24 protein-coding genes and 6 tRNA genes are annotated in these 26,391 nt (G+C 51.1%); 18 read left to right on the plus strand and 12 right to left on the minus strand.

What is annotated here, in order from left to right; all coding sequences use genetic code 11:
* Window positions 1–20 precede the first annotated feature (20 nt).
* Together clcA and erpA are read left to right on the plus strand one after the other, a co-directional pair.
* On the plus strand, window positions 21–1,358 hold the full coding sequence (gene clcA / locus ACKQAD_RS15630; protein WP_409161033.1) for a H(+)/Cl(-) exchange transporter ClcA: 1,338 nt from the start codon (window positions 21–23) through the stop codon (window positions 1,356–1,358).
* A 79-nt stretch (window positions 1,359–1,437) separates the two neighbouring features.
* Complete coding sequence (erpA, locus tag ACKQAD_RS15635) at window positions 1,438–1,785, plus strand: iron-sulfur cluster insertion protein ErpA (RefSeq protein ID WP_409160996.1); 348 nt, start codon at window positions 1,438–1,440, stop codon at window positions 1,783–1,785.
* A gap of 387 nt (window positions 1,786–2,172) precedes the next feature.
* Here the strand turns inward: erpA and ACKQAD_RS15640 are convergent, their stop codons facing one another.
* The 3 genes from ACKQAD_RS15640 to mtnN all read right to left on the minus strand — a co-directional run bounded on the left by ACKQAD_RS15640 (window position 2,173) and on the right by mtnN (window position 4,214).
* A complete protein-coding gene (locus ACKQAD_RS15640; RefSeq protein WP_409160997.1) occupies window positions 2,173–2,451 on the minus strand; it encodes a hypothetical protein in 279 nt (92 codons plus the stop codon).
* A gap of 231 nt (window positions 2,452–2,682) precedes the next feature.
* Entirely contained in the window at window positions 2,683–3,513 is an 831-nt protein-coding gene (btuF, locus tag ACKQAD_RS15645) for a vitamin B12 ABC transporter substrate-binding protein BtuF (protein WP_409160998.1), read from the minus strand.
* 2 nt (window positions 3,514–3,515) lie between these two features.
* Window positions 3,516–4,214 (minus strand): 5'-methylthioadenosine/S-adenosylhomocysteine nucleosidase, encoded by a 699-nt coding sequence (gene mtnN / locus ACKQAD_RS15650; protein WP_409160999.1) that lies wholly within the window; start codon window positions 4,212–4,214, stop codon window positions 3,516–3,518.
* A gap of 123 nt (window positions 4,215–4,337) precedes the next feature.
* Between mtnN and dgt the strand changes: the two genes are divergently transcribed.
* The 7 genes from dgt (at window position 4,338) to ACKQAD_RS15685 (ending at window position 13,236) form a co-directional block, all read left to right on the plus strand.
* Window positions 4,338–5,849: a dGTPase gene (dgt, locus tag ACKQAD_RS15655; RefSeq protein ID WP_409161000.1), complete on the plus strand. Its 1,512-nt coding sequence runs from the start codon at window positions 4,338–4,340 to the stop codon at window positions 5,847–5,849.
* A 189-nt stretch (window positions 5,850–6,038) separates the two neighbouring features.
* Window positions 6,039–7,478, plus strand: coding sequence for a serine endoprotease DegP (gene degP / locus ACKQAD_RS15660; protein WP_409161001.1), 1,440 nt, complete (start codon window positions 6,039–6,041; stop codon window positions 7,476–7,478).
* A 232-nt stretch (window positions 7,479–7,710) separates the two neighbouring features.
* Window positions 7,711–8,868, plus strand: coding sequence for a CdaR family transcriptional regulator (locus ACKQAD_RS15665; protein WP_015841264.1), 1,158 nt, complete (start codon window positions 7,711–7,713; stop codon window positions 8,866–8,868).
* Between the two features lie 397 nt (window positions 8,869–9,265).
* Window positions 9,266–10,270 carry a sulfate ABC transporter substrate-binding protein gene (locus ACKQAD_RS15670; RefSeq protein WP_409161034.1) on the plus strand — a complete coding sequence of 335 codons (1,005 nt, stop codon included), beginning with the start codon at window positions 9,266–9,268 and terminating at the stop codon, window positions 10,268–10,270.
* A 277-nt stretch (window positions 10,271–10,547) separates the two neighbouring features.
* Window positions 10,548–11,360 carry a sulfate ABC transporter permease subunit CysT gene (gene cysT, locus ACKQAD_RS15675; RefSeq protein ID WP_409161002.1) on the plus strand — a complete coding sequence of 271 codons (813 nt, stop codon included), beginning with the start codon at window positions 10,548–10,550 and terminating at the stop codon, window positions 11,358–11,360.
* A gap of 12 nt (window positions 11,361–11,372) precedes the next feature.
* Window positions 11,373–12,254: a sulfate ABC transporter permease subunit CysW gene (gene cysW, locus ACKQAD_RS15680; RefSeq protein ID WP_409161003.1), complete on the plus strand. Its 882-nt coding sequence runs from the start codon at window positions 11,373–11,375 to the stop codon at window positions 12,252–12,254.
* Complete coding sequence (locus ACKQAD_RS15685; RefSeq protein ID WP_409161004.1) at window positions 12,244–13,236, plus strand: sulfate/molybdate ABC transporter ATP-binding protein; 993 nt, start codon at window positions 12,244–12,246, stop codon at window positions 13,234–13,236. The genes cysW and ACKQAD_RS15685 overlap by 11 nt, the downstream gene beginning before the upstream one ends.
* 79 nt (window positions 13,237–13,315) lie before the next feature.
* Here the strand turns inward: ACKQAD_RS15685 and ACKQAD_RS15690 are convergent, their stop codons facing one another.
* The 5 genes from ACKQAD_RS15690 to ACKQAD_RS15710 all read right to left on the minus strand — a co-directional run bounded on the left by ACKQAD_RS15690 (window position 13,316) and on the right by ACKQAD_RS15710 (window position 14,552).
* Window positions 13,316–13,750 carry a DoxX family protein gene (locus ACKQAD_RS15690; RefSeq protein ID WP_409161005.1) on the minus strand — a complete coding sequence of 145 codons (435 nt, stop codon included), beginning with the start codon at window positions 13,748–13,750 and terminating at the stop codon, window positions 13,316–13,318.
* A 360-nt stretch (window positions 13,751–14,110) separates the two neighbouring features.
* Window positions 14,111–14,186 (minus strand) — tRNA-Lys (locus tag ACKQAD_RS15695).
* 7 nt (window positions 14,187–14,193) lie between these two features.
* Window positions 14,194–14,269 (minus strand) — tRNA-Val (locus tag ACKQAD_RS15700).
* Window positions 14,270–14,342: 73 nt separating this feature from the next.
* Window positions 14,343–14,418 (minus strand) — tRNA-Val (locus tag ACKQAD_RS15705).
* Window positions 14,419–14,476: 58 nt separating this feature from the next.
* A tRNA-Val gene (locus ACKQAD_RS15710) sits at window positions 14,477–14,552 on the minus strand.
* Between the two features lie 291 nt (window positions 14,553–14,843).
* Between ACKQAD_RS15710 and gltX the strand changes: the two genes are divergently transcribed.
* Entirely contained in the window at window positions 14,844–16,259 is a 1,416-nt protein-coding gene (gene gltX, locus ACKQAD_RS15715) for a glutamate--tRNA ligase (protein WP_409161006.1), read from the plus strand.
* A 64-nt stretch (window positions 16,260–16,323) separates the two neighbouring features.
* On the opposite strand, the gene ACKQAD_RS15720 is transcribed toward gltX, so the two are convergent.
* Entirely contained in the window at window positions 16,324–17,076 is a 753-nt protein-coding gene (locus ACKQAD_RS15720) for an alpha/beta hydrolase (protein WP_409161007.1), read from the minus strand.
* Window positions 17,077–17,457: 381 nt separating this feature from the next.
* Here ACKQAD_RS15720 and ACKQAD_RS15725 point away from each other — a divergent pair.
* Both ACKQAD_RS15725 and ACKQAD_RS15730 read left to right on the plus strand, forming a co-directional pair.
* Window positions 17,458–17,533: transfer RNA gene (locus tag ACKQAD_RS15725), tRNA-Ala, on the plus strand.
* A gap of 47 nt (window positions 17,534–17,580) precedes the next feature.
* Window positions 17,581–17,656: transfer RNA gene (locus ACKQAD_RS15730), tRNA-Ala, on the plus strand.
* Window positions 17,657–17,814: 158 nt separating this feature from the next.
* Here ACKQAD_RS15730 and ung read toward each other — a convergent pair.
* Complete coding sequence (gene ung, locus ACKQAD_RS15735; RefSeq protein ID WP_409161035.1) at window positions 17,815–18,501, minus strand: uracil-DNA glycosylase; 687 nt, start codon at window positions 18,499–18,501, stop codon at window positions 17,815–17,817.
* A gap of 393 nt (window positions 18,502–18,894) precedes the next feature.
* On the opposite strand from ung, the gene grcA reads away from it, so the two are divergent.
* Window positions 18,895–19,278: an autonomous glycyl radical cofactor GrcA gene (gene grcA / locus ACKQAD_RS15740; protein ID WP_409161008.1), complete on the plus strand. Its 384-nt coding sequence runs from the start codon at window positions 18,895–18,897 to the stop codon at window positions 19,276–19,278.
* An 81-nt stretch (window positions 19,279–19,359) separates the two neighbouring features.
* Here grcA and srmB read toward each other — a convergent pair whose 3' ends face one another.
* The gene (srmB, locus tag ACKQAD_RS15745) at window positions 19,360–20,685 is read right to left on the minus strand and encodes an ATP-dependent RNA helicase SrmB (RefSeq protein WP_409161009.1); all 1,326 of its coding nucleotides are present in this window, start codon (window positions 20,683–20,685) and stop codon (window positions 19,360–19,362) included.
* 134 nt (window positions 20,686–20,819) lie between these two features.
* Here srmB and trmN point away from each other — a divergent pair, with 134 nt between their 5' ends.
* Window positions 20,820–21,566, plus strand: coding sequence for a tRNA(1)(Val) (adenine(37)-N(6))-methyltransferase TrmN (gene trmN / locus ACKQAD_RS15750; RefSeq protein ID WP_409161010.1), 747 nt, complete (start codon window positions 20,820–20,822; stop codon window positions 21,564–21,566).
* Window positions 21,567–21,654: 88 nt separating this feature from the next.
* Here the strand turns inward: trmN and nadB are convergent, their stop codons facing one another.
* Complete coding sequence (nadB, locus tag ACKQAD_RS15755) at window positions 21,655–23,256, minus strand: L-aspartate oxidase (protein ID WP_409161011.1); 1,602 nt, start codon at window positions 23,254–23,256, stop codon at window positions 21,655–21,657.
* 377 nt (window positions 23,257–23,633) lie between these two features.
* Here nadB and rpoE point away from each other — a divergent pair, with 377 nt between their 5' ends.
* From rpoE to rseC, 4 genes are read left to right on the plus strand one after another with little or no spacing between them, the layout of a single operon-like run.
* Complete coding sequence (rpoE, locus tag ACKQAD_RS15760) at window positions 23,634–24,209, plus strand: RNA polymerase sigma factor RpoE (RefSeq protein ID WP_409161012.1); 576 nt, start codon at window positions 23,634–23,636, stop codon at window positions 24,207–24,209.
* A 58-nt stretch (window positions 24,210–24,267) separates the two neighbouring features.
* A complete protein-coding gene (gene rseA, locus ACKQAD_RS15765) occupies window positions 24,268–24,915 on the plus strand; it encodes an anti-sigma-E factor RseA (protein ID WP_409161013.1) in 648 nt (215 codons plus the stop codon).
* Window positions 24,915–25,877 (plus strand): sigma-E factor regulatory protein RseB, encoded by a 963-nt coding sequence (gene rseB / locus ACKQAD_RS15770; protein WP_409161014.1) that lies wholly within the window; start codon window positions 24,915–24,917, stop codon window positions 25,875–25,877. The genes rseA and rseB overlap by 1 nt, the downstream gene beginning before the upstream one ends.
* Window positions 25,874–26,326, plus strand: a complete 453-nt coding sequence (rseC, locus tag ACKQAD_RS15775; RefSeq protein ID WP_409161015.1) for a SoxR-reducing system protein RseC — start codon at window positions 25,874–25,876, stop codon at window positions 26,324–26,326. The genes rseB and rseC overlap by 4 nt, the downstream gene beginning before the upstream one ends.
* The last annotated feature ends 65 nt before the right edge of the window (window positions 26,327–26,391 follow it).

Below are 26,391 nucleotides of genomic sequence, written 5' to 3' on the forward strand. Positions count from 1 at the left end.
AAGCCGCAATAAAACAGTTTATGCGGCAGGATAAAACGCCCGTATTGATTTTACTGCTAGCTGCCGCTGTCGGTTCTCTGGTGGGATTACTCGGGGTCGCGTTTGAAAAAGCAGTTAATGGGGTTATGACGCTCCGTATGACTGCGCTTGCTGAATTCTCGGACCGAAGTTTTATCTGGGTGCTGGCGTTTGGGATTTCAGCGCTGTTGGCGCTATTCGGTTACTTTCTGGTGCGTTACTTTGCGCCGGAAGCAGGCGGTTCGGGGATTCCTGAAATTGAAGGGGCGCTTGAAGAGCTGCGTCCTGTGCGATGGTGGCGCGTGATTCCGGTAAAATTCTTTGGCGGCATTGGAACGCTCGGCTCGGGCATGGTGCTGGGCAGAGAGGGGCCAACGGTTCAGCTCGGCGGTAATGTTGGGGGAATGATTGCCGATTTATTTCTCCGAAAACGACAGGAAGGGCGGCATACGCTTTTGGCCACAGGAGCGGAGGCGGGGTTATCCGCCGCGTTTAATGCGCCTCTGGCGGGCATTCTTTTTATTATTGAGGAAATGCGTCCTCAGTTTCGTTATAACCCCATCTCGATCAAAGCTGTCTTTATCGGTGTGATTATGTCGAGCATTGTCTTCCGCGTGTTTAACGGCGAGCGGGCGGTGATCGATGTTGGGCAGCTTGCTTCTGCGCCGCTGAATACGCTGTGGCTCTATTTGCTGCTCGGCATGATCTTTGGTGTGGTCGGCGTGGTCTTTAACCAACTCGTGCTGCGGGCTCAGGCTGTTTTTTTACGCTTTCACGGTCAGCATTTATCTCGATTTTTACTGGTTGGCGCGCTGGCTGGCGGCGTCTATGGCGTACTGTCTCTGGTATTCAATGAGGCAACCGGCGGTGGTTTTGCGTTAATTCCTTCTGCGGCGGCCGCGCATTATAGCATTGGCATGCTGCTCGTTATTTTTGCTGTACGTGTGCTGATGACATTACTGTGTTTTTGCTCCGGAGCTCCCGGCGGCATCTTTGCCCCCATGTTAGCATTGGGAACGCTATTAGGGGCGGCATTCGGTATGACGTCAGCGTTGCTGTTTCCTGATTATGCGATTGATGCGAGTACCTTTGCGATTGCGGGAATGGGGGTGCTGTTCGCGGCCTCCGTACGTGCGCCATTGACTGGGATCGTGCTGGTGCTGGAAATGACGGATAATTATCAACTGATTTTACCGATGATAGTGACCTGTCTGGGGGCAACGCTGTTAGCTCAGTTCTTGGGGGGCAAGCCGTTGTATTCGTCCATTTTAGCCAGAACGTTACAGCGCCAGTTACAGGCTGAGGCGGCGATGAATTCAACAACCACTGTCAAATCTTGAACGTTTTCTCATCCTGCCGGATAATAAGCGTATGAATGTGGGTTTATCACCTGATAAGCCCTGAGTTGGGAGTAAAAATATGAGCGACGATATAGCAGCATTGCCTCTGCAATTTACCGATGCAGCGGCAACCAAGGTGAAAAACCTGATTGCTGATGAAGAAAACCCAGAGCTGAAACTGCGTGTGTACATCACGGGTGGCGGCTGTAGCGGTTTCCAGTACGGTTTTACCTTTGATGATCAAATCAACGACGGCGATATGACCATTGAGAAACAAGGGGTGTCGCTGGTGGTTGACCCAATGAGCCTGCAATATCTGGTTGGCGGTGCGGTGGATTATACCGAAGGGCTGGAAGGTTCTCGCTTTGTCGTGACGAATCCGAATGCGAAATCCACCTGTGGTTGTGGTTCCTCTTTCAGCATTTAATCCTGCGTTGCGGTTATTGACCAACTAAAAAATAAAAACCGTGTCCTGATAACAAGACACGGTTTTTTTATATGCCCGTCATACTTCAAGCTGCTTGTGCGTTGGCAATACCCGGCTCATCTCTGAGCCTCGCCCTGAAGGGCCGCCATAAACGGCGTTCAAATGGGCTTAGCCAATTTGTCCTTACTCAGGCAAGTGACTGGGAATGAAATGAGAGACATCCTGTCTCTCACCGAAGGCCAGCCGTTGGCTGGTCAAATTCGTTCCCGACGAATTTGTCGCTCAGTTGCCGCCTTCATGCAACTCGAATTATTTAGGGCATAGTGAGCAAGTAACCTGCCACAATAAGCGTTAATTAAAAGAATACGCTTCGTGTTTTTACTGTGATTACCATTCGACTGTAATCAAACGCGTTTCCGTACCCTGCGTCGTTTTTGCCGCAGCGGTAGAATATTTTGCCTGATCGACCAGAATACGTGACTCAGTAATGTTAGGTTGAGGTACAGAGGCTACGTTACATGTCATTTGATATTGACCGGATTGTGGTGTTACGCCACACGACGGCAATATCGTCAATTGGGCATTAATTTGCCCGCCGCTACTTCCTGCATACGCAGTCCCACAAGCTGCGATCAGCAGGCTTGCGCAAAGCAACGCACTTTTCATGTTTATTTTACCTGGTGTTAAAGGAACCGATATCGGTTCAAAAATGTTCTCATTTCGTACTGCTTTGGCTTTATTGCCGAGCGGTAGCAACACCTTTTATTGGTGTCTATGATTCCACCGTCACGCTCAGATTATCGGCAGGTATTGGCGAAATAAAAGTCTACTAGTGTTACAACTTGTATATTAATGAATCTATTGTTATCTGAATGATTTCACAGTGTTAATTAACAATCACTTCGTTGACGAAGATGTGGATCGTAATTCCTCTAATTGAGAACAAATTTGCTGTGCTGCCAGTAACAAACGTGGGCCACTGCGGCTAAACCAGTCTTCATTAACGGTCACCACTGGCACGGCTAGCTGCGGTTGCCAAAACGCCTGCACGCTGGATACGTTATCTGGCGCTCCTGAAATAATTATGGCCTGTGGCTGCCGCCTTAATACCTGTTCTCGGCTTACTTGCGGCCAGGGCACGGGGCTATCGCTAAAGATATTTTCTGCGCCACACAGTGAAACGATCTGGCTTTGCAGCGTCGTTTGCGAAGAGGTAAACAGCGGCTGAGTGCCGAATTGAATGAACACCCGTAGTGGCGTTACCTTCTGCCTCTTGCCAGCATGCTGGAGACGACTTATTTGCTGCTGAAAATCTGTCGCGGCCCGTTCGGCTTGCTCAGGATGGCGGCTGTATACTGCCAGTTGTCGCAATGATGATGGGATATCTTTCAGCGTTTTCGCATCCAGATAAATGATGGGTATCGAGAAGTTGGCAAGCTGCTCCAGCGGTCGCTGTGCGTTACCCTCGCGCCAAGCCAGAATCAGATCGGGCTTAAGGGCGAGGATCCGCTCCAGATTGATTCCCTGCCAGGAAGCGACCTGCTCCAGTTTCTTTGCTTCTGGCGGGTAATCTGACCAGGCGCTGACCGCAATCAGCTGTTCTCCCATGCCTGCCGCATAGGCCATTTCCGTCGCGTGTGGTGCGAGACTAATGACGCGCTGCGGAATGGCATAAGCGGCGGTACAGAGCAGTAGCCCGGTCAGCCAGCAGAAGAACCTGAGTGTCACGATTAGCGTGCGGCCAGTTTGGCCAGAATCGCTTCCACCATCCGCGTGGATTGCTGTGCGGCAACGTTCAGGAATTCATCGAAACTCAGGTGTGATGCTTTATCGGCTACATCTGAGATTGCACGCACCACCACAAACGGGACGGTGAACTGGTGGCAGACATGCGCGATTGCCGTCGCTTCCATTTCCACGGCAATGGCGTTCGGGAAGGTCGTGCGGATACGGGCTAATGGTTCTGCGCCGTTAATGAAGGCATCACCGCTGACAACCAGACCGCGCACGGCGTTCAGTTGTAAGTCGGCAATGGTTTCCTGTGCCAGCGCGATGAGTTTTTCATCGGCGAGGAAAGCGGCAGGGCAGCCCGCCATCTGGCCGGGCTCATAGCCAAAGGCCGTGACGTCGGCATCGTGGTAACGTACTTCATCAGACACCACGATATCACCCACGTTCAAGGTGGGCGCCAATCCGCCAGCGGAACCAGTGTTAATCACGACGTCCGGCTTGCTGTGCTCCAGTAGCAGCGTGGTGCCCAGCGCGGCGGAAACTTTGCCGATACCGGATTTCAGCAGCGCGACATCCACGCTGTTGATGTGTCCAGTGTAAATTTCGCAACCCGCGCGCTGGAAGGTTTGACGGTTTTCAATCCGATCGCGCAGCAGCGTTACTTCTTGTTCCATCGCGCCGATAATACCGACTTTCATAAGGTTCCCCGCAAATTCTGTTATAAATGGAAGGTGTATATCGCGGACGTTAGTCTATCATGGCTAGCAGGATGAGATGGAGTGTCCATCATTGTGCTGTAGCGGGATGACATGGAGAACCGTATGTCTGATATCAATTTCGCCAAAAAAATGAGCTTTCAGCGACATTTCAGTCGGCCTAAAACGGCTGATGATGCTTATGCGATTGTGCGCCAATTTGAGAGCGATCGTGGTCGTATTATTAACTCCGCCGCCATCCGCCGGTTACAGCAAAAAACGCAGGTCTTCCCCTTGGAACGCAATGCGGCCGTCCGTTCCCGCCTGACCCATTCGATGGAAGTTCAGCAGGTGGGGCGCTATATCGCCAAAGAGATTTTGCACCGCCTGCAAACGGATGGACGGCTGGCATCGCTGGGTCTGGACGACAGACAAACGCCGTTTGAAAGCATGGTCGAAATGGCGTGCCTGATGCATGACATCGGCAATCCGCCGTTTGGGCATTTTGGCGAATCCGCGATTAACCAATGGTTCAGAACATTGTTGGATAGCCATTATCTGGACAGTGAGCCCTCGGAACGTGTCGATAACTGTAACGTCCCTGTGCTGCGGATGCAGCGGGACGGGTTGGACGAATTGCGTGGGCAGATTCGGCAGGATCTGAGCCACTTTGAAGGTAACGCGCAGGCGATTCGTCTAGTGCATACGTTGCTGAAGCTCAATCTGACCTACGGACAGGTAGCTTGTATCCTGAAATATACTCGCCCAGCGTATTGGCACGGCGAGCTGCCGGCGGATTACCATTATTTGATGAAGAAGCCCGGCTACTATCTGGCAGAAGAAGCGTTTGTCGCCAGACTGCGTGAAGAGCTCGATATGGGGGAGTTTCATCGCCATCCGCTGAGCTACATTATGGAAGCGGCGGATGATGTCTCCTACTGCATCGCGGATCTGGAAGATGCCGTCGAGAAAGAGATTCTCACGATCGAAGAACTTTACGATCGTCTGCGTGAGAATTGGGGCGAAGGGGCAGAGAAAGACATCTTCGCGAAAACGATTGAACGGGCCTACAAAGAGCGTGAGCGCTTTCAATGGCGTAGCCACGACGATCAGTTCTTCATGAATCTCCGCGTTTATACCGTGGGGCAGATGGTGCCGCATGCCGCGCTGCGTTTTATTGACAATCTGCCGGAGGTCTATGCCGGATCGTTCAATCAGGCGTTGCTTGAAGACGATAGTCCACAGAATCGCCTGCTAGGGATTTTCAAACGCGTCGCCTTAAAACACGTTTTTAATCATCATGAAGTTGAGCAACTGGAGTTACAGGGGGATCGTGTGATTCGAGGTCTGCTGGATATTTATAGCCCGCTGCTCGAAATGCCCTATCAGGATTTCAGCCAGCTTGTTCGCGAAGATACACACAGACGCTATCCGATTGAAACGCGGCTTTATCACAAGTTATCCAGGAAGTATTGCTTAGCCTATTGTGAAGCAGTTACTGAGTTGGAAGGATTACCCGAAAGCGAGCGAATCGTCTGTGAATACTATTATCGAGCGCGTCTGATTCAGGATTACATCAGCGGCATGACGGATTTATACGCCTACGACGAATACCGCAAGCTGATGGCGGCAGATTAACGACGAACAGACGGCAATGGAAATCGCGAGTTTTGTAAAGCCGTTCAATATTTCCTTACGCTTCACGATCTTCCCCTTAGGAACATTGTTGGTTCATATTTATCTCATACAGCACGACCACTAAGTGTACCCGGTGTCGGGTACACGGGCCGTAAGACTTGCGTGTTGGTTACTATGAGATAGATTCCTATGAAAAGAAAATCACTGGTTCTGAGTGCGCTGGCGTTAAGTCTGGCGATGGCAATGGGCTCTACCACGGCGAATGCAACTGAGTCAGCGGCGTCTGCCGCGTCATCGGGTCAACTTCCTAGCCTGGCCCCAATGCTGGAAAAGGTCATGCCTTCCGTGGTGAGCATCTATGTGGAAGGGCATACCACCAATGCGGGAAAAGAAGGTATCCCACCGCAACTTCAGCCATTTTTTGGTGAAAACTCGCCTTTCTGTCAGGAAGGATCGCCGTTCCAGTCATCGCCGGTGTGTCAGGGAGAAGGCGACGATGACGGCGACGCGCCGCAGCAAGAAAATTTTCAGGCGCTGGGTGCAGGTGTCGTGATTAATGCAGAGAAAGGCTATGTGGTGACCAACAGCCACGTGGTGGAGAACGCCGACAAGATTCAGATTCGACTCAGCGATGGCCGCAAGTATGACGCCAAGATGTTAGGTAAAGATCCGCGTTCAGATATCGCACTGGTGCAGTTGAAAGATTTCAAAAATCTGACGGCAATCAAGGTCGCGGATTCTGACCAGTTGCGGGTCGGTGACTATACGGTGGCGATTGGTAACCCGTATGGTCTGGGCGAAACGGCGACCTCGGGCATTGTGTCCGCACTGGGACGCAGTGGGTTGAATATTGAAAACTACGAGAACTTTATTCAGACCGATGCGGCGATCAATCGGGGGAATTCCGGTGGGGCACTGGTGAATCTGCATGGAGAACTGGTTGGTCTGAATACTGCGATTCTTGCCCCAGATGGCGGTAATATCGGGATTGGTTTCGCTATCCCCAGCAATATGGTGAAAAGCGTCGTGGCACAGATTGTCGAATTTGGCGAAGTGAAACGCGGCGAGCTGGGCATTACCGGAACGGAGCTGAATTCTGAACTGGCGCAGGCGATGAAGGTGGATGCCCAGCGTGGCGCGTTTGTGAGTCAGGTTAGACCGAAATCGGCAGCCGATGAAGCGGGCATCAAGGCGGGCGATGTGATCGTGATGCTGAATGGTAAAGCGATTAGTAGTTTTTCCGCACTTCGGGCTCAGGTCGGATCGCTACCGGTGGGCAGCAAAGTAGCACTGGGGCTGTTGCGCGAGGGCAAACCGCTGACGGTCAGTGTAACGCTGCAACAGAGCAATCAGGCTCAGGTGGCTTCTGGCAATCTCTACTCTGGTATTGAAGGCGCCGAGCTGAGTAACACGCAGGTGGACGGCGAAAAAGGCGTCAAGGTGGATAACGTCAAACCTGGTTCCGCCGCAGCAAAAATTGGTCTGAAGAAAGACGACATTATTCTCGGTGTTAACCAGCAGGCGGTTCAGAATATTGGCGAGTTGCGTAAAATTCTGGACAGCAAACCGGCAGTCTTGGCGCTGAATGTGCGTCGTGGTGACAGCACGATTTATCTGCTGGCCCAATAACCGAACCGTTCAGCATGTAGGCTGATAATTACCTTTCAAGACAATTTGTTACGTTGATTGATTGGTTGGGCACTTAGGTGCCCAACCATTTCTCGCTTTTTCATGAACGTGCTTTTGTGAGTTCTTCCACAGATTTAATCTAATTCCCGTTTCTTTGTTAATTTGCACAATGTGTGGCGCACTGTGTGGCGGTATGCTGGTGCAATTGTCAATGTTCCTCTCAGAGGTAAAAATGGCGTCGTATCATCTCAATGCCAAGATGGCACAGGATATTGTCGCGCGAACTATGCAGATCATTGATAGCAATATCAACGTGATGGATGCTCGCGGTAAGATTATCGGCAGTGGCGATCAGGAACGTTTGGGGGAGTTACACGAAGGGGCGCTGTTGGCGCTCTCGCAAGGACGGGTTGTCGATATTGATGATGCCGTGGCGCGCCATCTGCACGGCGTTCGTCCGGGCATCAATTTACCCTTGCGCATCGACGGTGAAATCGTTGGCGTTATCGGCCTGACGGGTAACCCCAGTCAGCTACGGCAATACGGCGAACTGGTCTGCATGACGGCGGAAATGATGCTGGAACAGGCGAGGCTGTTGCATATGCTGGCGCAGGATAGTCGCCTGCGCGAAGAGCTGGTACTGAACCTGATTCGCACCGACGATCTTTCTCCCGCCCTCATGGAGTGGGCGCAGCGCTTGGGCATTGATCTGAATAAGCCCCGCGTCGCGGCGGTGATTGAAGTGGACAGCGGGCAGCTTGGGGTGGATTCGGCCATGGCGGAACTACAGCAGTTGCAGACGTTGCTGACCACGCCGGAACGTGACAACCTGATCGCTATCGTTTCGCTGACGGAAATGGTGGTGTTAAAACCGGCGTTGAACAGCCACGGGCGCTGGGATGCAGAAGATCACCGGCGTCGGGTGGATACGCTGATGTCGCGCATGGCGGAAAGCAGTCGGCTGCGGGTACGGTTGGCGCTGGGGAACTATTTTGCTGGCCCTGGCAGTATTGCGCGTTCTTATCGCACGGCGCGTACGACTATGAGCGTGGGCAAGCAGCGTATGCCCGCTCAGCGCTGTTATTACTATCAGGATCTGATGTTGCCCGTCTTGTTGGACAGTCTGCGTGGCGGTTGGCAGGCAAACGAGCTGGTGCGGCCGCTCTCGAAGCTGAAAGCAATGGACGGAAATGGTTTGTTGCGTCGGACGCTGGGGGCCTGGTTCCGTAATAACGTTCAGCCCGGTGCGACGGCGAAAGCGCTGTTTATTCACCGTAATACACTGGAGTATCGTCTCAACCGTATCTCTGAACTGACGGGGTTAGATCTGGGGAATTTCGACGATCGTTTGCTGCTGTACGTGGCTTTGCAACTCGATGAAGAAGAGTAGGGCGGAAAGAAACGTCGCTTACGTCTACCGTGACTCAAGCTGGTTTTCCACCGCACATCACCTGATGCCGCAAGGCATCGGGGTTATCTCATCTTCCCTCGCCAAACGACGCCAACGGCGACAAAATTGCTTAGATTGAAAACTATTACATAACCATTAACAATATAACGCGATAGCATAAATTATCGCGAAACAATATTTTTGCCCCCTCCTTATATCCACTATTGTCACTTCCATGTTGTCAGCCTGATATATCCATCCTATTTCAAGCTGCATGCTCGCGGTGCAAAACGATAACGTCTTGTCCTGCAAACCGAATTATTTAATTTATTAATCAGTCACATCCGTCATGATTTTATCTGATACTTTCGAGCATTAGGGAGTGATAAGAATGTCAATACGTCGTCTGGGGTTATCTGTTGCTACGGCAGCACTGTTGTTTTCCGGTGTGGCCTCGGCGGCTACTGAATTATTAAACGTGTCTTACGATCCGACGCGTGAACTGTATCAGCAATACAATGCGGCATTTATTAAGCATTGGAAAGCGACCACTGGTGAAGATATTACTATCAAAAACTCGCACGGCGGCTCTGGAAAGCAGGCGCGTTCAGTGATTGACGGCTTGCAGGCTGACGTGGTGACGCTGGCGCTGGCTGGTGATATTGATGCATTAAATCTGAATCAACAGCTGATCGATCCTAAGTGGCAGGCGCGTCTGCCTGACAACAGCACCCCTTACACTTCCACCATCGTTTTTCTGGTACGCAAAGGTAATCCAAAGCAAATTAAAGACTGGAACGATCTGGTGAAGCCGGGCGTTGAGGTGATCACGCCAAACCCGAAAACCTCTGGCGGCGCGCGTTGGAACTTCCTGGCGGCCTGGGCTTATGCGAAAGCGCAACCGAGCGGCAATGATGAAACCGCACTGAAATTTGTGACTGAACTGTATCGTCATGCGCCGGTTCTGGATACCGGGGCGCGTGGGGCAACCATTAGTTTTGTACAGCGTCAGTTAGGCGATGTGCTACTGGCGTGGGAAAACGAAGCGTACCTGTCTCTGCAAGAGCAGGGCGGCGATCAACTGGAGATCGTTACACCGTCTCTGTCGATTCTGGCTGAACCGCCGATTGCCGTTGTCGACAAGGTCGTTGAGCGCAAGGGAACGCAGAAACAGGCTGAAGCCTATCTGCAATACCTCTACAGCGATGAAGCACAGCGCATCATTGGTAAAAATTTCTACCGCCCACGTAATGCCAAGATTGCCGAAGAGTTTAAAGATCAGTTTGCGCCAGTGAATCTGGTGACAATCGATAAGGACTTCGGCGGCTGGAAAGCGGCACAGGAAAAATTCTTTAACGATGGCGGCGTGTTCGACGCAATCTTTAAAGAGATCAATAAGTAAGTTTTAACGTCTGACGGATTAAGGCCGCTATCACCTAGCGGCTTTTTTCAGGTTAAAAGGCTGGCGACAGCGTAATACTGGTCACTTAAGCCCGTTATTAGGGGAAATACAGGGGGGAGGTTCCCGCAGGGAGGCCTCACTCCTGTGGTCGCCCCAATGTATCTTGATGCTTAAATGATCGGCATTAGCTGATAGCAGCCTGAAACCTTCCGTCAGGTAGCGCGCGTCGGCAAGCAGTTGTTGGCTGGGTAGTGAGTATGAAAATTAAAGGCACGGTATGTCACAGCGTTCTTCCTCAGTGATTCCCGGTTTCGGGCTAACGTTAGGGTTTAGCCTGAGCTATTTAGGATTAATTGTCCTTATTCCGTTGGCGGGGATGTTTTTATATGCCAGCCAACTAACGTTCGGTCAGTTTTGGGATTTGATAACCAGCCGTCAGGTGCTTTTCTCCCTGCGGCTTTCGTTTGGTACGGCGCTGGCGGCGGCTTTTATTAACGGTATTCTCGGGACGCTGCTGGCCTGGGTGCTCGTGCGTTATACCTTTCCCGGCCGTAAAGTGATCGATGCCATGATCGACATGCCCTTCGCGCTGCCGACGGCGGTGGCGGGGATTGCCTTGACGGCGTTGTATGCACCGAATGGCCTGATTGGCTCGCTGTTTCCGTTCAAAATTGCCTACACCGGCATTGGCATCACGCTGGCGCTTATGTTCGTTACGCTGCCTTTTGTGGTCAGAACGCTGCAACCGGTGCTCGCGGATATTCCTAAAGAAGTCGAAGAGGCCGCCGCCTGTCTGGGCGCGCGTCCGCTACAGGTCTTTCGCCATGTTTTGCTGCCTGCGTTGTTGCCGGCGTGGCTGACGGGCTTTGCGCTGGCTTTTGCCCGCGGTGTCGGGGAATATGGCTCCGTGGTGTTTATCGCGGGGAACATTCCGTTTAAAACTGAAATCCTGCCGCTGCTGATCGTCTCCAAACTCGATCAGTATGACTATAAAGGAGCCACTGAGATCGGCGTGTTCATGCTGCTGGTTTCTTTCATTATGCTGCTGCTGATTAACGTGTTGCAGCGCCGCATTCAACCGAAACTGTAAGGGCTGGTCGTCATGGAACAGGTTATTTCCGCTCAGGCCAGCGCGGCTAAAAGAAAAAAGCAGCCCGCAGCCTATTACATTCTGGTTTCACTGGCGTGGATCGTCTTTTTTCTGATTCTGGTACTGCCGCTGATGATGGTGGTGACTCAGGGGCTGGATAAGGGTATCGATGCATTTTGGGACGCAATTACCGAACCGGATGCGATCTCCGCACTTAAGCTGACGCTGCTTGCGACTGTCATTTCCGTGCCATTAAACGTGGTGTTCGGGCTGGCGACGGCGTGGTGTGTGACGAAATTCGAATTTCGTGGCAAGAGCTTCCTACTGGCGCTGATCGATCTGCCATTTTCTGTTTCCCCTGTTGTGGCGGGGTTGGTGTATGTGCTGCTGTTTGGGGCGCAAAGCAAGATTTATCCCTTCTTGCTTGAACACGATCTGCAAATTGTTTACGCCGTGCCGGGTATCGTGCTGGCGACGATTTTCGTCACGCTGCCTTATGTTGCCCGTGAGCTGATTCCGCTGATGGAAGAACAGGGTTCGCAGGAAGAGGAAGCCGCGCGTCTGCTGGGGGCGAACGGTTGGCAAATGTTCTGGCACATCACGCTGCCGAATGTGAAGTGGGCGCTGATCTACGGCGTAGTGCTGTGTACCGCGCGCGCGATGGGGGAGTTTGGCGCCGTTTCCGTCATTTCCGGCCATATTCGCGGCTTGACGAACACGCTGCCGCTGCATATCGAAATTCTTTATAACGAGTACAACATCGTTGCGGCCTTCAGCGTGGCGATTCTGCTGCTGGTGATGTCGCTGGTGGTGCTGTTACTGCGCCAGTGGAGTGAAGGTCGATTGACGAAGCAAATACAGAAACAACAGGAGTTGGCCAAAAATGAGCATTGAGATTCGCAATATTAATAAACAATTTGGCCAGTTTCGGGCGCTGAACGAGATTAATTTGTCGATCCACAGCGGTGAGTTGGTTGCGCTGTTGGGGCCATCTGGCTGCGGTAAGACCACGCTGCTGCGTATTATCGCCGGGCTGGAACAGCCCGATAGTGGCAGCATTATCTTCCACGGTCAGGATGTGTCCGTCCACGATGTGCGCAAACGTAACGTAGGGTTTGTATTCCAGCACTACGCGCTGTTTCGTCACATGACGGTGTTCGATAACGTGGCGTTTGGGCTACGCATGAAGCCGAAAAATATCCGGCCATCAAAGAGTGATATCGAAAAGAAAGTGCATGAGCTACTGAATCTGGTGCAACTGGACTGGCTGGGGGATCGCTATCCTGAGCAGCTTTCCGGCGGTCAGCGGCAGCGTATTGCGCTGGCGCGTGCACTGATCGTCGAGCCGAGTATTTTGCTGCTGGATGAACCCTTTGGCGCGTTGGATGCTAAGGTGCGTAAAGAGCTGCGCCGCTGGCTGTCTCAGTTGCATGAAGATATCGATCTGACGTCGGTATTTGTGACGCACGATCAGGAAGAAGCGATGGAAGTGGCTGACCGCATTGTGCTGATGAACAAAGGGGTAATAGAACAAATCGGCACGCCAGCGGAAGTGTATAACAACCCGGCCAGCGAATTTGTTTACCATTTCCTTGGCGACAGCAACAGGTTGAAAGTGGCGCAGACGGAAGAGACGATTTTGTTCCGTCCGCATGAAGTGTCGCTATCTGTTCAGGCGCAGGAAGGTTATCAGGCGGTGACGGTGCGTGATATTCGCCCACTTGGTGCCTTAACGCGCCTGTCGCTGAAGCTGGGTGAACAGTCTGAATTGATCGAAGCGGAAGTCGTAAAAGATGATGCAAGCCTGCAAGGGCTACAGAAAGGTGATGTGATTCAGTTCAAACCCAAACGTTACAACCACGATTGGGAAATCTGAACGGTAGTGGATTGAAACAAAAAACCCGCGAGTTTCGCGGGTTTTTGCTTTTGTGGAAATGCCTGCCGGATGGCACGGATTAGCGGTAAGCGGGGTTAGAAGCAACAGAGTAGCGACCGCTGCCCACCAGCATGATGATAATGCCAGCGAAGAAATAGAACGCTTCCACTTCGAGTGCCCAGGCACCTACTTCCGTCAGGGTGAAGAATTTACCCGTGCCAGCCATCAGCGTAGCCACAACCAGCGTCAGCGCGGCAATCAGGCCGGAAAGGCGGGTAAATACGCCCAGAATAATCAGAATCGGGGCAACGACTTCGCCGACATAAACGCCATAAGCGATAAAACCTGGCAGACCAGCGCCTTGCAGCATTTGTACGATCCAACCCACACCGTGCTCAATTTTTGCTACGCCGTGAAACAGCAGCAGAATACCCATGGTTAAGCGCAGTAAAAGTTTACCGACATCAGGATGATCGGTTAAACGCGTGACCCACTGATTCAACTGAGAAATCATAATAGACAACCTCATAAGTGAGCAAAAAGAGCTTATTGAAAATGCTTTACATAGTGCGGCAGTGTTGTCGATTTAGAGGCAGAATAGAAAACCAATAAATTTGATATTTTCTGTCAAAAAATTACGTGAAGCGGGTAGCGGCGATTTAATCGTGCAGTGTTCCCCATGAAATCGCTTTGATTTTGTACAGCTGCGCAGTTCCGCGATGGTGCCTGCGTGAGCAATGCGCCAAGTTGCACCCTTGCAGAGCCAATGTAAGCGTTGTTCAAAAACATTATAAATGGTTTTGTCTCACCTGCACGACACGTACAATAGATAAAATTTGGTGGGTTTATTTCAGAGATGCACACTTTGCGGAAGTGGTGGGTCGTGCAGGATTCGAACCTGCGACCAATTGATTAAAAGTCAACTGCTCTACCGACTGAGCTAACGACCCGCAGAAGTGGTGGGTGATGACGGGATCGAACCGCCGACCCCCTCCTTGTAAGGGAGGTGCTCTCCCAGCTGAGCTAATCACCCACTTCTGTACTACGTTTATTTCAACGCTTAGGTTTATTTCAACTTCTAATAAGAAGACCAGCTGGTGTGAGAGTGGTGGGTGATGACGGGATCGAACCGCCGACCCCCTCCTTGTAAGGGAGGTGCTCTCCCAGCTGAGCTAATCACCCAATCTCAAATCTTCTTACTCTACACAGCGAGCAACTCTTACTTAACCTTCGTAAGGCGTGGTGGGTGATGACGGGATCGAACCGCCGACCCCCTCCTTGTAAGGGAGGTGCTCTCCCAGCTGAGCTAATCACCCCCGCTGTGTGGAGTCGCATTATAGGGATACTTGAATGTGAGTCAACGCTTTTTAAAACTAAAATGATTGTTCGTTGCAAAATTAGGCAAGGCGTCGTATTTATCGCCGTTGGTGCTGCATCCTTGCACAATTTAGCCTGCTATCTTGTTATTTCCGCCACAATAAAATCTCGGGTGGCATGTTACGGCGTTGAGGAATCGAAGCAGAGTGATAGAATGTTGCCCACTTTTGTTCTCTGAGCTTATGTCGGTTTATGCCGACAGCCGTTGCGTAATAAGGCTGTAATCCCAAATGAAAATCAAAACCCGTTTTGCCCCTAGTCCTACTGGCTATCTTCACGTCGGCGGCGCACGTACCGCGCTTTACTCTTGGCTGTTTGCCCGTCATCAGAACGGCGAATTCGTACTGCGTATTGAAGATACCGATCTGGAGCGTTCAACTCAGGACGCGATTGATGCCATTATGGATGGTATGAACTGGCTGAGCCTGAACTGGGATGAAGGCCCGTACTACCAGACTAAACGTTTTGATCGTTACAATGCTGTTATTGACCAGATGCTGGAAAACGGCACGGCATATAAATGCTACTGTTCTAAAGAGCGTCTGGAAGCGCTGCGTGAACAGCAGATGGAAAATGGCGAAAAGCCGCGCTATGACGGCCATTGCCGTGGTTCTCACGAACATCATGCTGATAATGAGCCGCACGTTGTACGCTTTCTTAACCCGCAGGAAGGTTCGGTCATCTTCAATGATCGCATTCGTGGGCCGATCGAATTCAGCAATCAGGAACTCGACGATCTGATTATCCGCCGCACCGACGGTTCACCAACCTACAATTTCTGTGTCGTTATCGATGACTGGGATATGGAAATCACGCATGTTATCCGTGGTGAAGACCATATCAATAACACGCCGCGCCAGATCAACATTCTGAAAGCGCTGGGGGCACCAGTGCCGGAATATGCGCATGTGTCGATGATTCTGGGTGATGATGGTAAGAAATTGTCCAAACGCCATGGCGCGGTTGGGGTGATGCAATATCGTGATGACGGCTATCTGCCAGAAGCACTGCTGAACTATCTGGTGCGTTTAGGCTGGTCATCTGGCGATCAGGAAATCTTCTCTATTGATGAGATGAAGTCTCTGTTCTCGCTGGATGCCGTTAGCAAGTCCGCGAGCGCGTTCAATACTGAGAAGCTGCAATGGTTGAACCATCACTATATCAATCACTTACCAGAAGAATACGTGGCAACGCACTTGTCATGGCATATTGAGCAGGCTGGAATTGATACCCGTACCGGACCGCAACTGAGCGAACTGGTTGGCTTGTTGGGCGAACGTTGCAAAACGCTGAAAGAAATGGCGGATTCTTGCCGTTATTTCTATGAAGATTTTGCTGAGTTTGATGCTGATGCTGCGAAGAAACATCTGCGTCCGGTTGCACGTCAACCGCTTGAGCTGGTACGTGAGAAGCTGGCAGCGATTGCCGATTGGACGGCGGAGAACATCCACCACGCCATTCAGGGCACCGCGGACGAACTGGGTCAAGGCATGGGGAAAGTTGGTATGCCGTTGCGCGTTGCGGTCACGGGCGCAGGTCAGTCTCCAGGTGTTGATGTTACGGTGCATGCAATTGGTCAGCAGCGTTCGCTGACGCGTATTGATAAAGCACTTGCATTCATCGGCGAACGTGAAGCGCAGCAGTAATTACCGTATGTTATAAAATGAACCCCGGCAACATGTCGGGGTTTTTTATTATATGGAATAAAGCTTATTGGCCGGCGATAGCGACGGCTTTACCGATGGCATCGGGGATCACGTCACCGTGCCCTTTGCCGGGGAACAGAATAAAGTTGGCGTTGGCGCCTTGTTCGTTGAGCTGTGCGACTAGTGTTTTTGCTCTTTCCACCATTTTTCTTTGGCTGAGTCGTTCTGCCCGCTTTTCATCGACAGGTTTACCCTCCTGCGTTTTGACGGGATCATCCTCATTTCCCCCTGCGGTGACGGTAATTGATTGCGGCAGGATATTGAACAGCGGTGTTCTGGCTGGAATCACAACCCCATTTCCCCACCAGATTGATGGGCTGGCGGCAACATAACGCTGGAAGGACTCGGTGTGGTTAAAAAGCGTATAGAGCGTAAACAGACCACCGAAAGAGTGCCCGGCAAGCGTTTGTTTTTGCTTATTTACGGCGTAATTTGCCTCAACCCACGGTTTTAATGTGGATTGCAGGAATTGATAAAACGCCTCCGCTTCGCCGCCTGCCGCAAAATCCGGGTCGGTAACGGTGGTTGGCGGCGTGTAGTCGCGCGTGCGGGCGGGGACATCGTAAGGTTTATCGATCGGATAACCGACGGCGACAATCAGCGGTGCTGTGCCGTTTTTGGCGTTATAGCGATTTACGGCAATAGGAAACTGGGCATTGCCATCTAGCATATACAGAACCGGATAACCGCCTTCTGGTGTGGGGTGGCGGGGAAGTGCGATGAAAAGCCGATAAGCATGCTGTGCATTGCTTTTCATCTCGACTTGCCTGATCTCAAATTGAGCTTTTGCTTGCTCGGTTATATCAGGAATGGTTGGCTGTGCCCGAACGGGTAAAATACCAGATGCAGATACCATCAGAGAAAATATAATCATAGGAAAATAGCGCATGTGATGGGGCTTATATTAGGAGGCAAGCGTAACGTAGAGTGATGATAATAAATCGCGTTATCGTTGGCAGCTTTTTATTGTGCTTGTGATGGAACAATATCGAAATTGTCGCCTGTTTTTGCTTACCTTTGGCGTCTTTTTCAGCGGTTAATCGGATAACCAGATTTAGCCGTTGACACTGTTAATTGGGTTTCATATTATGCGACCCGTTCGCACGGTACTTGCCTTAACGGCGATGCTGTAAGATACGGGGCTATAGCTCAGCTGGGAGAGCGCTTGCATGGCATGCAAGAGGTCAGCGGTTCGATCCCGCTTAGCTCCACCAAACACTCCCTCTGTTTGGTTGATTGTCACGAACATTCCACACGTTGTGGGGCTATAGCTCAGCTGGGAGAGCGCTTGCATGGCATGCAAGAGGTCAGCGGTTCGATCCCGCTTAGCTCCACCAGATCATCGCAGTACTTCTTATTTTTTCTGTCGATATTTATTCATTATCCAATCAACATTTTTGGGCTCAATACGCTCGTCAACGATTGCTTGTAAATGGTGCTTTGTAAAAGATCGCTGGCTGCCCTCGCGCTTTGAAGGCAACCAAACCGTTACGGCTTAGGCTTCTTCCGGGAGTCTTGGCGTCCAGTCTATTGGCGATAGCCCTTGCTGCTCAAGAAGCTGGTTAGCCCGTGAAAAATGTTTGCAGCCCAAAAAACCACGGTGTGCAGACAGCGGGGAAGGGTGCGGCGATTTCAGAATATGATGGCGCCGTTGATCAATGATGTTGCCTTTCTTCTGGGCATGCGAACCCCACAGGAGAAAGACCAGACCCTCCCGTTGTTCATTGAGTGCCGTAATGACGCGATCGGTAAACGTTTCCCAGCCCAGATTGGCGTGCGAATGCGCCTGTCCGGCTTCAACGGTTAATACCGTATTGAGCAGTAAAACGCCTTGCTCTGCCCAGCTTTGCAGAAAACCGTGTCGTGGAATTTCAAATCCAGGTATGTCGCTCGCCAATTCTTTATAAATATTGGCCAGAGAAGGCGGTGCGGGTACGCCCGGGCGGACAGAAAATGACAGCCCATGCGCCTGATTTGGGCCGTGATAGGGGTCTTGCCCCAGAATGACGACTTTGACCTGATACAGTTCGGTAAAGCGGAATGCGTTGAACACATCCTTTTGTGGAGGATATATCGTCTTACCTGCCGCTCGTTCTTTCCCAACGAATTCAAGGGTATTGATAAAGTAAGGCTGCTGCTTTTCTTGTGCCAGCACGTCATGCCAGGTGAGAGAGGTCGCCATCATGCACTCTTTTTTACAGATTTAATGGTGTTGTGGATAGCTTACCGATCTATCGTGCCGAGGTAAAACCGTAACCGTTGTTCTTTGGATGAAAAGGGCTTATTTTGAAAAAAAATTGAAAATTTACAAAAATATTTGCAATTTGGTGTTCTGGTAAAATTGATATAAAACAATAAATTGCCTTCATCTGATGAGGGTGTGGGATTTTAAAATTGATTTAAGTCAAGGATGTCTGGTTATCAGGCTGGTATATAAGAGGGTAGATACAAACGGTTTTATACGATCGTGACGAAATGTGGCATTTTTTTGCCGATAGCGATGCTTACTAAGTTTGTTTTTAACTTAAGTCTGTTTTTAATTAAGACAATAACACGCCGTTTTACGGAGGCAATTATGGTTACTGGTATTCAAATCACCAAGGCTAACGACAGCGCGCTGATCAATTCTTTCTGGTTGCTGGACGAAGAAAAATCGCAGGCGCGTTGCGTGTGTGCTAAATCAGGTTATAGCGAAGATCAAATCGTTTCAGTGAGCGATCTGGGTCAGATCGAGTATCGTGAAATTCCGCTGGAAATCAAACCTGAAGTGCGCGTGGAGGGCGGTCAGCACCTGAATGTGAACGTTCTGCGCCGTGAGACGCTGGAAGATGCCGTTAAGCATCCAGAGAAATATCCACAGTTGACCATCCGTGTATCTGGTTACGCTGTGCGTTTCAATTCACTGACGCCAGAACAGCAGCGCGATGTTATCGCCCGTACGTTTACCGAAAGTCTGTAACTGTTGTATAAGCATTAACAGAAAGGGAGCTAAGGCTCCCTTTTTTACATCTCTGTTTTATAACATCTTATATCGACAATATTATTCGCCAGACGGCTCATCGGTTTTCTGCGTTGGCTGACGACGCTTACCGATATTTTTGCTATCGCGATGGCGAATTTTCACCTTAACTTTTTCTTTTTCCTTTGCTTTCTTCTCTTTTCTCTGAGCCAGCACTTTTTTCGATGGTTTGCCCGTGGTTTTAGGGCTTGGTGCTTTGGTCGTTGGGCGGAGCTCATCAATAACGCGCGGTTTTAGCGGTTCATTCAGGTAGCGGCTGATTTTTCCCAGCAGCAGATGATCGTGCGCTTCGACGAAAGAAATAGCACAGCCTTTACGACCCGCGCGACCAGTGCGGCCGATACGGTGTAGGTAGGTGTCCGATGTGCGTGGTAAATCGAAGTTAAAGACGTGGCTGACATCGTTAATATCGATGCCGCGTGCCGCCACGTCCGTAGCCACCAGCACGTTGACGCGCCCGTCGCTCAGGCGTTTGATCGCTTCATTGCGTTTGGCCTGCACCATTTCGCCTTCGAGATAGCAAGCAGTAATGCCCGCTTCACGCAGCCAAGCAACCAGCTCATGCACTCGCTCACGTTTACGCACAAAGATAATAGAACGCGTTACGTCAGGCTGTTTTAGCTGATGGCAGAGCAGGGCGGTTTTGTGTTTGACGTCGTCGGCGCGGTAATACCATTGCAGAATTTTTTTGCGTTCCCGACGAGATGGATCGGATTCGATTTCAACCGGATCGTTGAGCAGACGCTCGGCGAAATCTTTGATCGCGTCCCCTTCCAGCGTCGCAGAAAACAGCAGCGTTTGCTTACGCCAGCGGGTTTCCCCAGCGATGTGTTCAATGTCCTGAGCGAACCCCATGTCTAGCATTCTGTCCGCTTCATCCAGAATCAGTGTTTCTACCGCGCGGCAATCGAAGTTTTCTTCTTTAATATATTGCAGTAGACGGCCGGTCGTCGCGACAACGACATCTTGATTTTCACTAAAGATTTCAGCGTGGTTCATGTAGGCCACGCCGCCAGTGATTGTGGCCACATCCAAATGTGTATGCGCCGCAAACGCGCGCGCCTGATCGGCCACCTGCATGGCGAGTTCACGAGTTGGCGTGAGGATCAAAATACGAGGCGGACCTGATTTTTTACGAGGAAAATCGATAAGATGCTGCAAAATCGGCAGCAGATAGGCGGCAGTTTTACCGGTTCCTGTCGGCGCAGAACCCAGTACGTCGCGGCCTTCCATCGCCGATGGGATTGCCGCAGCCTGAATCGCGGTCGGGCGTTCGTAGCCCATGTCACGCAGGGCGTCTAACAGGCTTTCATCAAGATCGAGCTCGGAAAAATTGGTTACAGTCATGGTCTACCTCTGTTTGGGGCGCCGATTATAGACGCATTGGCCGGCTTCTTCACCTGTTTAAGCAGACAACGGCGCTTTTCCTGTACTGACGTTTCACCTATGCTACTGCGGTTTGTATTTGGAATCTTATTTTCATGAGTCATCAGGCTGATAATAAACTGACATTGCGTCGGAATGGATTTACCTTCAAGCAATTCTTTGTGGCGCACGATCGCTGTGCCATGAAGGTGGGAACCGACGGTATTTTGCTGGGAGCCTGGACGCCAGTGCTCTCAGTCACGCGGATTCTGGATATCGGCAGTGGTTCCGGTCTGCTCGCGCTGATGCTGGCGCAACGTTCCGAACCACATGTTCAGATTGATGCCGTCGAACTGGATAGCGCCGCCAGCGATCAGGCGAAAGAAAACGTTGCCGCCTCGCCATGGGCCGACAGAATTACGGTCTATGCTGAGGATATTGTGGGGTTTGCGGAGACACGAATCGCCGACTATTCGTTAATTATTAGCAATCCGCCTTATTTCCCACCGGGTAACGCGTGTGGCTCGGCCGAGCGTGAGCGGGCGCGTTATACCACTTTGTTAACCCATGAAGCACTGCTGCGCTGTGCGCATCAACTGCTGATGCCTGAAGGGCTTTTTTGCGTGGTGCTGCCCGTTCATGTTGCGGAGACGTTTATTCCACTGGCACAGCAGCATAACTGGTACGTTCACCAGCAGCTTCGCGTATCGGAACAGGAAGATAAACCCGCTCACCGCGTTTTGCTGGTGCTGTCTCGGCAGGAAAGAGAATGTGTGAATGCTTCGCTGGCAATTCGTGATGGAGAAAGACGTTACTCGACGGCTTTCCAACAACTGACAAAAGATTTTTATCTCTTTATGTAGATGGCAGACGCCTTGTTGCTGCGTCTGCCTTTGCTGAGCAAATTATTTTTATAAACTACTTTTTTTATAAACTACTTATTTTTATAAACTACGGCACCAGAATGGTGGGCGTTGGTGCGTCGAACTGCTCTGGATAGTCCAGGGTATAGTGCAGCCCGCGGCTTTCTTTTCTTTCCAGTGCACAGCGGACGATGAGTTCGGCGACCTGCACCAGATTACGCAGTTCCAGTAAATTGTTGGAAATACGGAAGTGGGCGTAGTACTCATTGATTTCCTGCTGAAGCAGATGGATACGGCGCTGTGCTCGCTCCAACCGCTTCGTCGTCCGCACGATCCCAACGTAATCCCACATAAACAGACGCAGTTCATGCCAGTTATGCTGGATCACCACCTGTTCGTCGGAGTTGTCGACCTGGCTTTCATCCCAATCCGGTAATTTTTTCACCGCTTTGATTTGCGGTAAGCGCTGCAAGATATCCTCCGCGGCGGACCAGCCGTAAACCAGACACTCCAGTAATGAGTTGGACGCCATACGGTTCGCACCGTGCAATCCGGTGTAGCTGACTTCGCCAATCGCATACAGGCCGTCAAGATCGGTACGGCCATGTTGATCGACCATCACGCCACCGCAGGTGTAGTGTGCCGCAGGGACGATGGGGATCGGTTCACGCGTCAGATCGATGCCGAGAGACTGTAGCTTTTCATCAATGGTTGGAAAGTGCTGTTTGATGAACGCTTCTGGCTTGTGGCTGATATCCAGATACATGCAGTCTGCGCCAAGCCGTTTCATCTCATGGTCAATCGCACGGGCGACGACGTCGCGCGGAGCCAGTTCGCCTCTGGCGTCGAAATCGGGCATAAAACGCGTGCCGTCGGGACGTTTAAGGTATGCGCCTTCACCGCGCAGCGCTTCCGTCAGCAGGAAATTTCGCGCCTGTGGGTGGAACAGACAGGTCGGGTGAAACTGATTGAATTCCAGATTCGCTACGCGGCAACCCGCGCGCCAGGCCATGGCTATGCCATCGCCAGAGGAAATATCAGGATTCGTGGTGTATTGATAAACTTTGGACGCCCCACCCGTCGCCAGTACCACCGTTTTTGCCCGGCAAGATTCTACGCGCTCTCGTTCACGGTTCCAGATATAAGCACCGACAATACGACGTGTACCGGGCAAACCCAGCTTATTTGAGGTAATCAAATCGACGGCGTTGCAGCGTTCCATAATCCGAATATTCGGATGGGAGAGTGCTTTCTGCACCAGCGTGTTTTCCACTTCTTTTCCGGTTGCATCCGCCGCGTGCAGAATTCGACGATGGCTATGCCCGCCTTCGCGCGTGAGGTGATAGCGTTCTTCACCGCTGGTGCTGGTTTCGGTATCGAATAGCACGCCTTGTTCGATAAGCCATTGCACGCAATGTTTGGCATTGCTGGCGATAAACTCAACGGCTTCTCGCTCGCACAGGCCATCGCCAGCGATCAGGGTATCTTCAATATGGGAGTCAACCGTGTCAGTTTCATCGAAAACGGCTGCGATGCCGCCCTGAGCATAAAACGTCGCGCCTTCGTTGAGTGGGCCTTTGCTTAGTACCGTCACGTTGGCCTGAGAAGCCAGACGCAGCGCCAGTGAAAGCCCGGCAGCGCCGCTGCCAATGATTAAAACATCACAGACGTATTCAGTGGTCGTTTGCATGGTCGTGTCGTGGATGCAAAAAGAAGAGGAAATCCGATGTTAGCACCAATGGTTGATTGCTGTATTGGTTTTTAGCTCCCTCTTTACGCTATAAATTAAGCGCATGACGGAGCAGGGTGAATCGTGCGAATACCTCCAATTTATCGTATTATCCCCCAGAAGTGCGTTGAGCCTCAAATGAAGACCCTTTTTGATGAAGAGAATGCGTCATGATGCGCATCGCAAAGATAAGTAACGGCGCTAAACAAAAGAAAAATGATGACCCGGAACTTTATTGGATGTCTTGGTTCTAATGAGGAGCTTGCTCTAAACATGATTTATATAGCTGGCAGTACTATTTTACGTGTGGAGAACGGTTTGAGTAGAGATTACCTCGGATGAGCGAGCAACTGGCAGATCAGGTTCTGGTCGAGCGAGTCCAAAAAGGCGATCAAAAATCGTTTAACTTGTTGGTCGTTCGTTATCAGCATAAGGTAGCGAACCTGGTATCGCGGTATGTTCCCCAGGGAGACGTGCCAGACGTGGTACAGGAGTCGTTTATTAAAGCCTATCGCGCGTTAGAGTCATTCCGCGGCGATAGTGCGTTCTATACGTGGCTGTATCGTATTGCAGTGAATACGGCCAAGAATTATCTGGTGGCTCAGGGGCGCCGTCCGCCTTCCAGCGACATTGATGCGAATGACGCGGAAAACTATGAAAATGCGGGTGCACTGAAAGAAATATCGAACCCAGAGAATTTAATGTTGTCAGAAGAATTACGAAGCATTGTTTTCCGCACTATCGAGTCTTTGCCGGAAGATTTACGTTTAGCGATTACGTTGCGCGAATTGGACGGTTTAAGCTACGAAGAGATTGCCGTGATTATGGATTGTCCCGTCGGCACTGTTCGTTCTCGTATTTTCCGGGCGCGGGAAGCGATTGATAATAAAGTACAACCGCTTATTCAGCGTTAGCGAGCATTTCAGCTATCCGCATGACTAATGATGGATTTGACAAGATAAGGGTGTCGGTATGCAGAAAGAGAAACTTTCCGCTTTAATGGATGGCGAAGCAGTAGATTCCGAACTGCTAAGCGCATTGTCACGGGATGATGCGTTACAGCAAAGTTGGCAAAGTTATCATCTAATTCGTGATACGTTGCGTGGTGATGTCAGTGAAAACGTGATTCATTTGGACATTGCTTCTCGTGTTGCCGCTGCAATCGAGAAAGAACCTGTTCGTCTGGTTCCACAAGCGCAGCCTGAATCTCAGCCACAACCTGTCGAATGGACGAAGATGCCGTTCTGGCACAAAATCCGCCCGTGGGGCAGCCAACTGACGCAAGTCGGTGTTGCTGCCTGCGTATCTTTAGCGGTGATTGTCGGCGTACAAAATTACCAGCAAGGCAATGCATCCGAACACGGGGTGGAATCCGGCGTGTTTAGCACCTTACCTGCGATGGGCACCGCCTCTCCTGTGAGTCTGGGCGTGCCGTCAGAAAATGTTGCCCCTCACAACGGCCAGCAGAAATCCGATATGCAGCGCAATCGTCTTAACGCTATTTTGCAGGACTACGAATTACAGCGTCGGTTGCATGCCGAACACGCTCTGCCGCAGGACGATCAGCAAGCGGCCATTCAGGTTCCCGGCACTCAATCATTAGGAACGCAGCCCCGGTAATGAAGCGTGTTTGGTCCGCCGCCTGTTTTCTGATTGGCAGTCTGTTTTATTCTACTTTTGCCCCGGCTCACAATGTTGAGCCGAGCGCGTTGCTGCAACAGATGAATAACGCCGTTCGTTCTCTGAATTACGAAATTTCCTTTATCAACATTACCCTGCAAGGATTCGAGTCGGTACGGTATCGTCATGCCGTACTCAACAACCGTTCCTTGGCGCAGCTGTTGTTTATGGACGGACCGCGACGCGAAATCGTACTGCGTGGTAATGAAGTCAGCTACTTCGATCCCGGTTTTGAACCATTTACGCTCACCAGCGATCATATCGTAGACTCTCTCCCTGCTCTGGTTTTTGCCGATTTTCAGAAACTATCGCCTTATTATGATTTTATCCCTGCGGATGGACGTGTGCGCATTGCCGATCGTCTGGCATCAGGCATTCGGGTCATTTCACGCGATGGTACACGCTACAGTTATATGGTGTGGATTGATGCGGAATCGAAACTTCCATTGCGTATTGATTTACAGGATCGCAATGGTGACAAGCGGTTGGAACAGTTCTTAACGACATCGCTGATTGTTGATGATGATGTGGTGAGCGTGATGCGTCCGCTGGAAGGGATCAAACTGCCTCCCGTTTTACCCACGCCTGCCGCGGAAAAAGGTGATTTTTCCTGGGAGCCGGAATGGCTGCCTGCCGGGATGAAAGAACGTTCACGCAACAAAAAAATATTGCCAGGTTCGTCCATTCCGATCGAGACTCGTCTTTATAGCGATGGCTTATTCAGTTTCTCCATTAACATTAGCCCGTCTTCTGATGTGAGTGAAGAACAGTCGCTGCTTACGGGGCGACGCTCCATTCACACTGTCATGAAAGGTAACCGCGAGATCACCGTCGTCGGTGACATTCCACTTTCTACGGCTAACCGGGTGGCTGACAGCATTATTTTGAAGGGACAACCGTGATCAAAGAGTGGGCGACAGTGGTTTCATGGCAGGATGGCGTCGCAGAGCTGCGCTGTGAACCGAGCGCGGGGTGCGGCAGTTGTAAATCCCGCTCGTCGTGTGGAACAGGCTTATTAAGTCAGCTTGGGCTTTCTGCCGAAAATACGCTGTATGTCCCTTACAATCGGCCTTTAGAAGTCGGGCAAAAAGTCGAATTGGGGATTTCTGAGGGGCGATTGTTGTTCTCTGCTGCTCTGGTTTACTTCGTTCCGCTGGTTGGGTTGCTTATTGGTGCGGCGATCTGTCAAACGTTATTCGGTACCGATCTGGCCGCTGTCATTGGCGCGCTGCTGGGGGGAGGGCTGGCGTTTATCGGCGTGAAACGCTGGGCGAAGCAGTTGGGTAAAAATAAACGTTATGAGCCCGTAATCCTGCAAATTGCGTTACCTGGCACTCTCTTACAAAATTGACCCGCTTAACCGGGCGTAAATGGCGCACGGTGCGGAAACATTGTTCACACGTTTGTGATTTTTCG

Origin of the sequence: Pectobacterium artocarpous, assembly GCF_046159765.1 — a bacterium.
Lineage (GTDB): Bacteria > Pseudomonadota > Gammaproteobacteria > Enterobacterales > Enterobacteriaceae > Pectobacterium.

Coding starts and splice junctions, on each gene's coding strand:
- clcA (WP_409161033.1), top strand. CDS start 21: ATGCGGCAGGATAAAACGCCCGTATTGATTTTACTGCTAGCTGCCGCT.
- erpA (WP_409160996.1), top strand. CDS start 1,438: ATGAGCGACGATATAGCAGCATTGCCTCTGCAATTTACCGATGCAGCG.
- ACKQAD_RS15640 (WP_409160997.1), bottom strand. CDS start 2,451: ATGAAAAGTGCGTTGCTTTGCGCAAGCCTGCTGATCGCAGCTTGTGGG.
- mtnN (WP_409160999.1), bottom strand. CDS start 4,214: ATGAAAGTCGGTATTATCGGCGCGATGGAACAAGAAGTAACGCTGCTG.
- dgt (WP_409161000.1), top strand. CDS start 4,338: ATGTCTGATATCAATTTCGCCAAAAAAATGAGCTTTCAGCGACATTTC.
- degP (WP_409161001.1), top strand. CDS start 6,039: ATGAAAAGAAAATCACTGGTTCTGAGTGCGCTGGCGTTAAGTCTGGCG.
- ACKQAD_RS15665 (WP_015841264.1), top strand. CDS start 7,711: ATGGCGTCGTATCATCTCAATGCCAAGATGGCACAGGATATTGTCGCG.
- cysT (WP_409161002.1), top strand. CDS start 10,548: ATGTCACAGCGTTCTTCCTCAGTGATTCCCGGTTTCGGGCTAACGTTA.
- cysW (WP_409161003.1), top strand. CDS start 11,373: ATGGAACAGGTTATTTCCGCTCAGGCCAGCGCGGCTAAAAGAAAAAAG.
- ACKQAD_RS15685 (WP_409161004.1), top strand. CDS start 12,244: ATGAGCATTGAGATTCGCAATATTAATAAACAATTTGGCCAGTTTCGG.
- ACKQAD_RS15690 (WP_409161005.1), bottom strand. CDS start 13,750: ATGATTTCTCAGTTGAATCAGTGGGTCACGCGTTTAACCGATCATCCT.
- gltX (WP_409161006.1), top strand. CDS start 14,844: ATGAAAATCAAAACCCGTTTTGCCCCTAGTCCTACTGGCTATCTTCAC.
- ACKQAD_RS15720 (WP_409161007.1), bottom strand. CDS start 17,076: ATGAAAAGCAATGCACAGCATGCTTATCGGCTTTTCATCGCACTTCCC.
- ung (WP_409161035.1), bottom strand. CDS start 18,501: ATGGCGACCTCTCTCACCTGGCATGACGTGCTGGCACAAGAAAAGCAG.
- grcA (WP_409161008.1), top strand. CDS start 18,895: ATGGTTACTGGTATTCAAATCACCAAGGCTAACGACAGCGCGCTGATC.
- srmB (WP_409161009.1), bottom strand. CDS start 20,685: ATGACTGTAACCAATTTTTCCGAGCTCGATCTTGATGAAAGCCTGTTA.
- trmN (WP_409161010.1), top strand. CDS start 20,820: ATGAGTCATCAGGCTGATAATAAACTGACATTGCGTCGGAATGGATTT.
- nadB (WP_409161011.1), bottom strand. CDS start 23,256: ATGCAAACGACCACTGAATACGTCTGTGATGTTTTAATCATTGGCAGC.
- rpoE (WP_409161012.1), top strand. CDS start 23,634: ATGAGCGAGCAACTGGCAGATCAGGTTCTGGTCGAGCGAGTCCAAAAA.
- rseA (WP_409161013.1), top strand. CDS start 24,268: ATGCAGAAAGAGAAACTTTCCGCTTTAATGGATGGCGAAGCAGTAGAT.
- rseB (WP_409161014.1), top strand. CDS start 24,915: ATGAAGCGTGTTTGGTCCGCCGCCTGTTTTCTGATTGGCAGTCTGTTT.